General features: G+C 63.9%; 8 protein-coding genes. All 8 read right to left on the reverse strand.

Annotated elements, in window-relative coordinates; translation table 11 throughout:
- Positions 1-5: 5 nt before the first annotated feature.
- The 8 genes from HV796_RS21320 to HV796_RS21355 all read right to left on the reverse strand — a co-directional run bounded on the left by HV796_RS21320 (position 6) and on the right by HV796_RS21355 (position 11907).
- Entirely contained in the window at positions 6-1622 is a 1617-nt protein-coding gene (locus tag HV796_RS21320; RefSeq protein ID WP_175228496.1) for a PqiB family protein, read from the reverse strand.
- Positions 1606-2940: a paraquat-inducible protein A gene (locus tag HV796_RS21325; protein WP_175228497.1), complete on the reverse strand. Its 1335-nt coding sequence runs from the start codon at positions 2938-2940 to the stop codon at positions 1606-1608. Before HV796_RS21325 ends, HV796_RS21320 begins: the two co-directional genes overlap by 17 nt.
- Positions 2937-4508, reverse strand: a complete 1572-nt coding sequence (locus tag HV796_RS21330; protein ID WP_175228498.1) for an efflux transporter outer membrane subunit — start codon at positions 4506-4508, stop codon at positions 2937-2939. The genes HV796_RS21325 and HV796_RS21330 overlap by 4 nt, the downstream gene beginning before the upstream one ends.
- A 1-nt stretch (position 4509) precedes the next feature.
- Positions 4510-7845: an efflux RND transporter permease subunit gene (locus HV796_RS21335; protein WP_175228499.1), complete on the reverse strand. Its 3336-nt coding sequence runs from the start codon at positions 7843-7845 to the stop codon at positions 4510-4512.
- Positions 7846-7858: 13 nt separating this feature from the next.
- The gene (locus HV796_RS21340; protein WP_175228500.1) at positions 7859-9187 is read right to left on the reverse strand and encodes an efflux RND transporter periplasmic adaptor subunit; all 1329 of its coding nucleotides are present in this window, start codon (positions 9185-9187) and stop codon (positions 7859-7861) included.
- A gap of 310 nt (positions 9188-9497) precedes the next feature.
- The gene (locus HV796_RS21345) at positions 9498-9884 is read right to left on the reverse strand and encodes a response regulator transcription factor (protein ID WP_175228501.1); all 387 of its coding nucleotides are present in this window, start codon (positions 9882-9884) and stop codon (positions 9498-9500) included.
- A 164-nt stretch (positions 9885-10048) separates the two neighbouring features.
- Complete coding sequence (locus tag HV796_RS21350) at positions 10049-10723, reverse strand: response regulator transcription factor (protein WP_175228592.1); 675 nt, start codon at positions 10721-10723, stop codon at positions 10049-10051.
- A gap of 8 nt (positions 10724-10731) precedes the next feature.
- On the reverse strand, positions 10732-11907 hold the full coding sequence (locus HV796_RS21355; RefSeq protein ID WP_246355968.1) for a two-component system sensor histidine kinase NtrB: 1176 nt from the start codon (positions 11905-11907) through the stop codon (positions 10732-10734).
- Positions 11908-12141: the final 234 nt, after the last annotated feature.

Consider the following 12141-nt stretch of genomic DNA (forward strand, 5'->3'; position numbering starts at 1 on the left):
ACGCATCACTTTCCGTCTCCCGCTTTGCCCCGGAGCAAGGCCTCCGGATGCCGTTCGAGATATTCCGCGAGCGAACGCAGCGCCGCCGCCGTGCGCGACAGCTCGCGAACCGCATCGGTCGTATCCTGCTGCAGCGCCGAATCGGGCTGCAATGCGGAATTCGCCGAATCGAGCGTGGTGCGCGCCGCTGTCAACGTGTCGCGCGCCTGCGGCACCAGGTCCGTGTTGAAGCTTTGCAGCAGCGTATCGGCACGCGCAAGCGTCTGCTGCGCGTTCTTGCCGATCGACTCAAACGGAATCTTGTTCATCCGCGCCATCAGTTCCGAGACCGATTCCTGCAGCGATTGCAGGCCGCTCGGCACGGTCGGTAGTTCGGGCGGGTCGCGATCCCAGTTCACTTCCGCTTTCGGCGCGTTCGGGAAGAAATCGAGCGCGATATACAGTTGGCCCGTGATCAGGCTGCCGGTCTTCAGTTGCGCACGCATGCCGCGCGACACGAGGAAGTCGGCCATCTCGCGCGGGGAGCGCGTCAGCCTGCCGCCACGCGGCTCCGACTCGTAGCGCGACGTAAAGCGCTCCGGATAGAACTTCACCTGGACCGGGATGCTGAACTGCCTCGTGACCGGATCGAAGCGCGTATGGATCGCCGCCACCTCACCGATCTGAATACCGCGGAAATCGACCGGCGCACCGACCACGAGCCCGCGCACTGACTCCTTGAAATTGAACACGTAGTCCACGACGATCCGATCGTGCGTCTTCATCGCTTCGGTACGGTCGCTAAAGAGCTGGAACGTCGTATGCGCGGGCGCCGGTGACTCGTCGGGCGCGTCGGGTGGCGACTGGAACGCGAGGCCGCCGATCAGGATCGACACAAGCGACTGGGTATTGACTTTCACGCCCTCGGTATTGAGCGATACGTCGACCCCGCTCGCGTGCCAGAAGCGCGTGTTGGGGGTGACGAACTTGTCGTACGGCGCGTTGACGAACACGCGCAGCGTGACGCCCTTGCCGTTCGGGTCCAGTTCGTACGCGACCACCTGTCCGACCTGCAGGCGGCGGAAATAGACCGGCGTGCCGACATCGACCGAGCCGAGATCGTCGCTCCTCAGCACATACTCGTGCCCCGGCACATCGCTGGCGAACACCGGCGGCGTCTCGAGACCGACGAAATCGCGCCGCCCGCCTTTTGCCTTGCCGATATCCATGCCGATGTAGGCGCCGGACAGCAGCGTGCCGATACCCGACACGGTGCCGCCCGATACGCGCGGGCGCACGACCCAGAAGCGCGTATCGTCGACCAGCATGTTGGATGCATCTTGCGTGAGTTCGGCGGTTGCCACGACGCGCGAGTAGTCCTTCGACAGCGCGACAGATTTCACGACGCCGATATCGACGTCCTTGAACTTGATCTTGGTCTTGCCCGCCTCGAGGCCTTCGCCGGTCTTGAAGCTGATCGTGATGGTCGGGCCTTGCTCCAGAATTGCCCGCGCCGCGAGCCAGACGCCGATCAGCACCGCGATCAGCGGCACGAGCCAGATCCACTGGACGCGCCAGCGCGAACGCGGCACGGCGAGCGCGTCCGGAAGGTCGGGCGGCGGTGAGTCAGGAGGATGCGCCATGAGCGGGTTGCCTCGTATCCCAGATCAGCCGCGGATCGAACGACATCGCGGCAAACATCGTTAGCACGACGACCGCGCCGAACGCGATGGCGGCCGGGCCTGCGGTGATCGTCGCAAGGGCATTGAACTGCACGAGCGCGGTCAGGATCGCGATCACATAGATGTCGAGCATCGACCAGCGGCCGACCAGCTCGACCAGCCGGTAGATCCGCGCACGTTGCACCGGCTGCCAGCGCAAACCCAGGTTCGCCGAGCCGGCGAGAAAGGCGATCGCGAGGATCTTCAGCATCGGCACGGCGATGCTCGCTATGAATACCAGCACCGCGAGCGGCCACGAGCCGGACGTCCACAAATAGACGACGCCGCTCATGATCGTGTCCTTCTGTGCACCGAACAATGAACTGGTGTGCATCACCGGCAGCAGATTCGCCGGCAGATACAGCACCAGCGCGGCGAGCAGAAACGCCCATGTGCGCGCGAGGCTGTTCGGTTTGCGCACGTGCAGACGGCTGCCGCAGCGCGCGCAGCGCACGTCGTGACGATGCGCACCCGCGAGCGGCGGGGACAGCAAGCCGCAGTCGTGGCACACGCAGCGTCCGCAGCCGGCGGCGGTGCGCGCGGGAAACGCCGGCGCCGCCGCGTTGCCGCGCGCGACGATCTCGGGCTCCGCTACTTCGGGCGGCCCTTCGAGACGCGCCCACAGATCGCGCGGATCGAATGCGGCCGCTGCCGCGGCCAGCAGCAGCATCAGCGCAATGAACGACCACAGCGCGATATCGGGAACGACGCTCGCGATATGCGCGAGCTTCACGAGCGCCACCAGCAGCCCGAGGATCAGCACCTCGGTCATTCCCCACGACTGCGCGATATGCAGCAGCCGGAATACCCGATCCGCGCGATACGGCCGGCGCCCGAGACGCAGCGGCAACAACAGCCAGACGATGCCCGCCGCCTGCAGCGCGGGCATCAGCAAGGTCGTGACGAATATGAGCAGCGCGAGCGGCCACATCCCATCGCGATACAACACGTGGACCGAGCCGAACAGCGTGGTCTCGACAAGATCGCCGTTCACCGACAGCCCGACAATCGGAAATATGTTCGCGAGCACAAACAGCGCGAGCGCGGCAATCGAGTAGGCCAGCGCGCGGTCAAGGCTGCCCACGTGACGCCGGTACAGCGCCGCGCGGCAGCGGCAGCAGTGCAACACACCGTTAACCGGCAACGGCCGCTCACGCTGCAGCAGATCGCACTCGTGACAGGCGATGACACCGCTGGAACGAGCGAGGTCGACTTCCGGCACGCCGCGCGGCGTGTTCATTTGACGTTCTCCGCAGGCGCTGCGCCGGATGCCGGCTGGGTGCCATTGCCATTGCCATTGCCATTGCCATTGCCATTGCCATTGCCATTGCCATTGCCATTGCCATTGCCTGCACCGGCACCGGCGTCGGCGCCGGTGAGCGACGATTGTTGCGTCGTCATCTTTTCCGCATCGACGACCCATCCGCCGCCCATCGCCTGGTACAGCAACACATACGAGGTCAGCACCGCCTGGCGGGTTTGCGTCTCGCTCAGCTCCGAGTTGAAGAGACTGCGCTCCGCATCGAGCACTTCGATGTAGCTGGTATAACCGCCCTCGTAACGCAACCGCGCCATGGTCGAATAGGTGCGCAGCGCCTCGACCTGGCGGCCCTGAACCACCAGTTGTTCACGCAGCTTCTGCGATGAGATCAATGCATCGTCGACTTCCTGGAACGCGGTCTGGATCGCCTTCTGATACGTGTATAGCGCCTGTTGCTGCAGCGCTTCGGCCTGTTTCACCTGCCCGCTGATGTTGCCGGCGGTGAAGATCGGCTGCGTGACCGAGCCAGCGAACGCCCATATTTTCGACGGCCCCGTGAACAGATTCGAGAACTGGCTGCTCTCGGTGCCGAAAAATCCGGTCAGCGAAATCGACGGGAAATACAGCGCGCGCGCGGCGCCGATCTGCGCGTTCGCGGCAATCAGATTCTCCTCAGCCTGACGAAGGTCCGGGCGCCGCTGCAGCAGGTCCGAAGGCAATCCCGCCGGCACCGGCGGCGCGCCGAGCGCCGCCAGTTCCCGGCCGCGCAGAATCGGCCCCGGGTTATGGCCGAGCAGCACGGACAGCGCGTCCTCCTGCTGCGCAATCTGTGCCTCGAGCTGCGGAATCGTCGCTGCGGACGCTTCATATTCGGACTGGCTTTGTGCAAGTTCCATCTGCGACACCTCGCCGCCATGGAAACGCAGCTCGAACACGTGCACCGACTCGGCGCGGCTCTGTGTGGTTGCCTTCGCAATTTCCAGTTGCCGGTCCAGACTCAGCAGGGCGATATACGATTGCGCAACCGATGCGACCAGCGCCAGGATCGTCGCGCGTCGACCTTCTTCGGTCGACAGCAGATTCGCGCGCGCCGATTCGGTCAGGCGTCGGTTGCGCCCGAACAGATCGATTTCCCAAGACGCGTTGATCTGCCCCTGGAAGTCGTTGAAAATCGCCCCATTCGAAAACACCGGCGTCGGCCCGGACTGGGTCACACGCTCGCGCGCCGCACTAAAGCCGGCGCCGACCTGTGGAAACAGCGCAGAGCGCGTGCTCCAGAACTGGCCGAGGAACTGGTCGACGCGCGCGGCGGCGACCTTCACATCCTTGTTGTCGGCGAGTGCGGTCGCGATCAGGTCGTTGAGCACCGGGTCGTCGAATTGCGTCCACCATTCGGTGTTCGCGAGATCGGCGGCTTCGCCTTCCTGGAAGCGGAACGTCGCTGGCGTGTCGATCGCCGGCCGCTGATAGTTCGGACCGAGCAGACAGCCGGACAGGCTGAATGCAAGCACCGACGCGGCGGTAAGCGTATGTAGTGAATGTCGCATGTCATTCACCCTCGCGACGGGCAGACGGCGTCACGTGCGAACCGCCCGGCCCGGCCGCGCCCGCTGACCCGGCATGACCGCCCGTACCCGGCTCCGCAGGCGGCGCAGCCGGGCCGCCGGAGCTCGGGCCGCCCGAGGCTGGACCGGCACCTGGGCCAGACGTTGGGCTCGAAGGCGGCCCCGACGGCGGCACATCGCCCGCCGTGCCGGCCTTCTTCTTGCCTTTACGCTTGTCGGACAGCGTCTCGAGCACGTAGTAGAACATCGGGATAAAGAACACTGCGATCGCCGTCGCACCCAACATCCCGCCGATCACGCCGGTGCCAATCGAATGCCGGCTGTTCGCCGACGCACCGGTCGCGATCGCAAGCGGCACGCAGCCGAGAATGAACGCGAGCGAGGTCATCACGATCGGACGCAGCCGCTCTTCCGCCGCGGTCATCGTCGCATCGAACACCGACTTGCCGGTATGCCGGTTCAACACCGCAAACTCGAAAATCAGAATCGCATTCTTCGCGGCGAGCGCGACCAGCATCGTCAGGCCGATCTGGAAGTACACGTCGTTGTTCAGTCCGCGCAGCAGGATCGCGAGCAACGCGCCGAAGATCGCGAACGGCACCGCCATCAGCACGCCGACCGGCAGGTTCCACTTCTCGTATTGCGCGGCGAGGATCAGGAACACCATCACGAGGCCGAACACGAACACGAGCCCCGACGTGCCGCCCGCCTGCTTCGCTTCAAACGCTTCACCGCTCCACGCGAGGCTGTAGCCCTCCGGCATCTGCGCACCGATGTCCTCGAGCGCCTGGATCACCTGCCCGGAGCTGTAGCCTGGCGCCGCGTTGGTCGTGATCTTGACGGCCGGATAGTTGTTAAAGCGCGTGATCAGGTCCGGTCCGGTCACGTACTTGTAGGTCACCACCGACTTCAACGGCACCATTTCATTCGAGCTGCTGCGCACGAACACCTGTGTCAGGTCTTCCGGCCTCAGGCGATAGGTCGGTTCGGCCTGCAGGATCACCTGCCACAGCCGGCTGTTGCGATTGAACTGCGACACGTACAGCGAACCGAACATCGTCTGCATCGCGCTGTAGACCGCCTCGACCGGCACGCCGAGCGTGGTCGCCTTGTCGCGGTCGACGTTCACCAGCAATTGCTGCGACGACGCATTGAACGTCGAGGTGACGCCGGACAGCTCGGGCCGTTGCTTCGCCTTCTCGACGAAGTCGTTGACGACCGCCGCATACTGCGCCACCGTCGCATCGCCCTTGCTCTGGATCCACACCTCGGTGCCGCCGGTCGTGCCGAGGCCCGGAATCGCAGGCGGATTCAGCGGCACGATAATCCCTTCCTTGACCTGCGACAGCGTCTTGTATGCGTTGATCAGCACCGCCCGCGCATTTTGCGTGCGGATGTTCGCCCGCGTATAGCGTTCGTCGAACGGCTTGAAGCCGATAAAGAACGTGGACGAGTTGTTCTTCGTCTGACTGTCGAGCAGGCTGTAGCCGTCGACGATAGTCACGCTGTCGACCGCGGGCTCTTTCATGAAGTAGTCAGTCACGTGTTGCGACACCTCGCCGGTGCGGTCGAGGCTCGCCGCATCGGGCATGATGATCGCGCCGAGCAGATAGCCCTGGTCCTCCGGTGGCAGGAACGCGCCCGGAATCGTGCGCATCATCCATATCGCGAGCACGATCACGCCGGCAAAAATCAGCAGACCGATCGCGAAGCGTTTGATGATCAGTTGCACTGCACGCGTGTAGCCGGCCGTCATCCGCGCAAACTGGTTGTCGAACCAGCGGAAAAAGCCACGCTTTTCACCGTGCCCGGGCTTAAGGAGCAGCGCGGCGAGCGCCGGCGACAGCGTCAGTGCGACGAAGCCGGAGATCACCACCGAAATCGCGATGGTGATCGCGAACTGCTTGTACATCTGGCCGGTAATGCCGCCGATAAACGCAACCGGCACGAACACCGCGCACAGCACCAGCACGATCGCGACGACCGGCCCGGCCACCTCGTCCATCGCCTGCTTCGCGGCAGTCTTCGGATCGAGCTTGAGCACGGTCATGTTGCGCTCGACGTTTTCGATCACGACGATCGCATCGTCGACGACGATGCCGATCGCGAGCACCATGCCGAATAAGGTCAGCATGTTGATCGAGAAACCGAGCGCGGACATCCCCATGAACGTGCCGACGATCGACACCGGCACTGCAAGCACCGGAATCAGTGTCGCGCGCAGGCTCTGCAGGAACACGAACACGACAATCACCACCAGCACGACTGCTTCGAAGAACGTGTGGACCACGTCCGAGATCGACGCGCGCGTGAACTCGGTCGTATCCATTGCGATCTTGTAGTCGATCCCTTCCGGGAACGTCTTTTTCATCTCCTCGAGCGTCTTGCGCACCGCCTTCGAGACGTCGAGCGCGTTCGCGCCCGGCTGCTGATAGACGGCGATCACGGTGGCGGGCTTGCCCTGGAACCTGCTGCGGATCGAATAATCTTTCTGCCCGAGCTCGGCGCGGCCGATGTCTTTCAGACGCACGATCGCGGCGCCGCCGCTTTGTGCGCGGATGATGATGTTCTCGAACTCCGACGGCTCCGTGAGCCGTCCGGTGGTCGTGACCGCGAACGACTGCTCGACCGGACCGCCCGTCGGCGACTGCCCAAGACGGCCGACCGCGTACTGCTGGTTCTGGTTGGCCACCGCGGTCTGCACATCGGCGGCGGTGATGCCCAGTTGCGCCATCCGGTCAGGCCGCAGCCAGATGCGCATCGCGTAGTCCGGCGTGCCGAAGATGCTCGACTGGTTCGCGCCGGGAATGCGCTTTAGCGCATCGAGTACATAGATGTTCGCGTAGTTCGCGATGTAGGTCGAATCGTAGCGCTCGGTCGGCGAATAGATCGCGATCACCATCATGAACGCCTGCGACTTCTTCTGCACGGACACGCCCTGTGCCTGCACGGACTGCGGCAATTGCGGCAGCGCGAGGTTCACGCGGTTCTGCACATCCACCTGCGCGAGCTCGGGGTTCGTGCCGATCTCGAAGTACGCGTTGATCGTCAGGTTGCCGGTCGACGAGCTCGACGAGCTCATGTAGATCATGTTGTCCGCGCCGTTGACCTGCTGCTCGATCGGCGCGGCGACGTTGTTCGCCACCACGTCGGCGCTCGCGCCCGGATACGTGGCGGTCACCGTGATCTGCGGCGGCGTGATGTCCGGATACTGGGCGATGGGCAGCGATAGCATCGCCAGCGCGCCACCCAGCGTGATGATGATCGAAAGGACCGATGCGAAGATCGGCCGGTCGATACAGAAGTGGGAGATATTCATCGGGTCGGCTCGCTCACCTGATCACGCTGTCGCCTGCTCTGTTTCGTGCGCCGCCGTCTGGCCGCCGCTGGGCGAGCTGCACACGTGGCGGCTGCTCATGCGGCGCCAGGCTCGCCCCCGCGGCCGATGCCGGCGCGCTAGCTGCCGGTTTGTCCGCGCTACCGCCGGGCGCCGCTGTGCCGACGACCTTGATCTGCGAATCCGTGTTCACGCGAATCGCGCCGTCGACGATGACCCGCTCGCCGGTTTGCAAGCCTTGCGTGATGAACCAGTCGTCGCCGTGCCAGTCACCCACTTCGACGACCCGCTGATGCGGCTTCGATTCCTTGTCGAGCACCCACACGAAGTGGCTCTTCGAACCCTGCTGCACGGCGCTCTGCGGGACAAGGATTGCGTTTGGCCGCACCGCGCCGGACACCCGCGCACGTACGAACTGGCCTGGACGCAATACGCCCTTGGGATTCGCAAACACCGCGCGCACCAGGAACGTGCCGGTCTCGGAACTGAACGCGGGGTTCGTGAAATCGATATGGCCCACATCCGGGTAGGTCGAACCATCGGCCAGGATCACTTTCACGTCGAACTTATTGTCCGTCGGAAAAATCAATTGTCCCTTCTTGATCTGTTCGCGATAGCGCAGCAACTCATTTTCGGAAATGCTGAAGTTCACCCAGATCGGATCGAGCTGGTACACGTAGGTCAGCAAACCACCCTGGGTCGGTGTCACGTAGCTGCCCTCCTGCTGGCGCGCATAACTCGACACGCCAAGTAGCGGCGACTTGATGATCGTGTAGCTCAGGTTAAGCTCGGCGGTTTGCACCTGACCTTGCGCGGCAATCACCGCGGCTTCCGCTTCCTTCTCGTTACCGATCGCGTCGTCGAGATCCTTCTTGCTCAACGCGTTTTGCGCGGCAAGCGGCACCACGCGCGCGAGATTCGCTTTTGTGACCGTCAGCCGCGCCTGCTGCTGTGCGAGTTCGCCCTTGGCCGTCTGCAACGCCGCTTCGAACGGCTTGCGGTCCATGATGAACATGGTCTGCCCCGGACGCACGAGGTCGCCCTCGGTGTACATCCGCCTATCGAGAAAGCCCTCGACACGTGCGCGGATCTCGACCTGGCGCGAGCTTTCCGTTTGCGCGGTGAACTCGAAATCGACGGGTGTCGCCTTCGCTTCGACCGTGACGATCGTCACTTCGACGGGTGGCCGCTGCGCTTCGGCCGGCGGCTTCTTGCATCCGGCGAAGAGGGCCACGGCTGCGGCAAGCGGCAGCCACCAGCGTGCGCGCCGGCCCCTGATCACGGCACGCGACCGCTGCACGTCGCGCTCAAACGATCGATTCATTATGTTTGCTCCGCCTGATCGTTATGCTCATCAAATGGTGTAGCCGCGGCAGCCGGAACCGCCCGTACGGGTGCTGCCGGCACAGGCGCGATTCGCATCGCTGGTTTCATCTCTGTCTACCCTTGATCTGTCTCATTGCCTCCCACGCCCATCTGGTCCGCCGCCTGTGCGCAGCGCATGGACGCGCCTCGACGCTCGCCGTCCAGAAGAAGGCAAGTGCGATGCTGTCATATTGGAAGTGCCCAGGATCGAAGACAATTGGACCTTGGTCCAATAGCTGTTCCGACAAGCCAGAACGCCATCGCCTATGTCAACGCGGCGCCTCGATCTTCAGCGCCGCGCACACGGTGCGGATGAAAAGTGCGTCGTTGAACGGCTTGCGCAGATACGCAACCGCGCCGGCGGCAAGCGCTTCGCCGCGCACCCCTGCGTCGTCGTGTGCGGTGATGAAAATCACCGGCACGGCTTGACCCGCCAGCTGCCGCTGGACCTCGAGTCCGTTCGAACCAGGCATCTGCACGTCGAGAATCACGCAGTCGGGGCGATACGAGGGCATGGACGACAGAGTGTCCAGAAATTCGTCGCCGCTCGCGAACGTGTCAGCCACGATCCCGACGGAGCGCAACAATCGTTTGATCGCCCGGCCCACCGATGCATCGTCGTCAACCACCACAACGAATGGTTTGGCAGTGCCCATTTGAATAGTCCGGTGACCGGCAACGCGCATGCAGACGTCTGCGAAGGCGTTCCCAGCAATAGACTATGAGACGGCGCGCCACAGCGATATTGGACCTTGGTCCAGTACGGCGGCCGATCGGAAGGGATGCGAAGGAGTCCGGTGTGTCTTGTCGCGTCGGGCGGTCAATCCCGCGCATCCAGACTGTGCGTAGCGCCGGCTCGCGCGACCTTGTCGGCCACACGCACCAGTTCGGCAAGCGAGCTCACTTCCATCTTCTGCATGACGCGCGCGCGATGCGCCTTTACCGTCTTCTCGACAGTGCCGAGTTCGCACGCCACCTGCTTGTTCAGGCGGCCTAGCACGACGAGATCCATCACTTCGCGCTCGCGTGGCGTGAGCCGTTCGACGCGGCTGCGCAGTTCGTGCAGTTCGCGCAGACTCTGCAAGGCGTCGGCGGAACGGGCAAGCGCCTGTTCGATCGCGCGCAGCAGGTCGGTATCGCGCACCGGCTTGGTCAGGAAATCCGCCGCGCCGGCCTTGAGTGCGCCGACGGTCATCGCAATATCGCCGTGGCCGGTAAGAAAAATGATCGGCAACGATGCGGGCAGTTCGCGTTGCAACTCGAGTCCGCTCAAGCCGGGCATTTGCACATCGAGCACGATACACGCAGGCCCCTCCTCGTGCGATAGCCCTGCGTCGAGTCCGCCAACCGGCACCCGCGCGAGGAACTCGTCGGCCGCGCCATAGGCGGCGACCCGGTAGCCCGCCGCCTGGATCAGACGGGTCAGCGCGCGGCGCACGCTCGCTTCGTCGTCGACCACATACACGGTTGCATCGCGCTTGTTCCGCTCGTTCATCATGATCATCACGCCGTTTCCGGCATGCTCCATGGCGGCAACACGACGTAGAACGTCATGCCCTTGTCGGCATTGTTTTCGGCCCAAAGCCGCCCGCGATGCATCTCCACGATCGAGCGGCTAATCGACAGACCGAGACCCATTCCGTGCGCTTTCGATGTGACGAATGGCTTGAAGATCCGCTCGAGCCGGTCGGCCGCGATCCCCGGCCCGCGGTCGCGAATTGCCACGCGCACATTGCCGTCGCGATCGAGTCCCGCAAACGCGGTCACCCCACGTTCGAGCGTGTCGCCATCACTTACCGCATCGAACGCGTTGATCACGAGGTTAAGCACGACTTGCTGCAACTGAATCTTGTCGCCGCGTACCCGAGGGAGGGCATCGTCAATGTCGACCGATAGATGCACGCCACGCACGATTGCATCGCTATGCACAAGCTGCATCACGTCGCGCAGTACGTCGCCGACATCGAGTCGCACGAGCTCCAGTTCGTCTTTCTTCACGAATGCGCGGATCCGGCGAATCACTTCGCTCGCGCGGCAGCTGTCGTCGACGATGTCCTTGAGAATTTCGCGGACCTCGGCGAGATCGGGGGGATCGAGATCGATAAAGCGTTGCGCCGCCTGAACGTTGCTCAGGATCGCAGTCAGCGGCTGGTTCAGTTCATGCGCGAGCGAACCCGCGAGTTCGCCGAGCGTCGACACGCGCGTCAGATGCGCGAGTTCCTGGCGATCACGCTTGAGCTCGTAGCGCTCGGTGCGGTCGGTGATGAACGCGAGCGTAGCGACGCAATCGCCATCACGCACCTCGCTCGCCACGACTTCGGCCGGAAACAGGGTGCCGTCACGGCGTTTCGCGTGGATCTCGCGGGTTCGTACGGCCTCGTGTGCGTCAGACACTTCCGGCACGCAGAGCGGATGCGGCCGTTCGTGCGCGGTGCTCAGCAGATGGGGAACGAGCAGTTCCGCCGGTAGACCGGCCAGATCGCAGCGTCGATACTGGAAGAGCCGTTCGGTCTGCGCATTCGCGCGCGCGATCCGCCCTTGCTGATCCACGATGATCGCAGCGACCGGCGCATGCTCAAGCGCCGCGAATACGTGTGAGACGTCCGGGATGGCGCTGGTGGGCTCGCGCGTGAAGACCGCGCGCCACGCACGCGTGAACGGACCCATGCGCGGACCCACGCGCGCATCCGTGCGGCGCGTAACCCGCGACGCAACGCCCGCCCGACCCGTCGGATCGACGCGCGTCACTGACGAAACATGAAGCAATGGTTCAGCCGCGTTGACCGCAATGCCTCGTCGAGGGTCACGCAAAGGGGCCAACGACGGAGCCCATGATCGAACCGACCACGGCGCCAGGCCTGGGCCCAACAACCGGTTAAGACGAGCCGCAACCGCATTCGCGACGGCAAAGAT

Source organism: Paraburkholderia humisilvae, assembly GCF_902859855.1.
Classification (GTDB): domain Bacteria; phylum Pseudomonadota; class Gammaproteobacteria; order Burkholderiales; family Burkholderiaceae; genus Paraburkholderia; species Paraburkholderia humisilvae.

Coding starts and splice junctions, on each gene's coding strand:
- HV796_RS21345 (WP_175228501.1), bottom strand. CDS start 9,884: ATGGGCACTGCCAAACCATTCGTTGTGGTGGTTGACGACGATGCATCG.
- HV796_RS21320 (WP_175228496.1), bottom strand. CDS start 1,622: ATGGCGCATCCTCCTGACTCACCGCCGCCCGACCTTCCGGACGCGCTC.
- HV796_RS21350 (WP_175228592.1), bottom strand. CDS start 10,723: ATGAACGAGCGGAACAAGCGCGATGCAACCGTGTATGTGGTCGACGAC.
- HV796_RS21330 (WP_175228498.1), bottom strand. CDS start 4,508: ATGCGACATTCACTACATACGCTTACCGCCGCGTCGGTGCTTGCATTC.
- HV796_RS21335 (WP_175228499.1), bottom strand. CDS start 7,845: ATGAATATCTCCCACTTCTGTATCGACCGGCCGATCTTCGCATCGGTC.
- HV796_RS21340 (WP_175228500.1), bottom strand. CDS start 9,187: ATGAATCGATCGTTTGAGCGCGACGTGCAGCGGTCGCGTGCCGTGATC.
- HV796_RS21325 (WP_175228497.1), bottom strand. CDS start 2,940: ATGAACACGCCGCGCGGCGTGCCGGAAGTCGACCTCGCTCGTTCCAGC.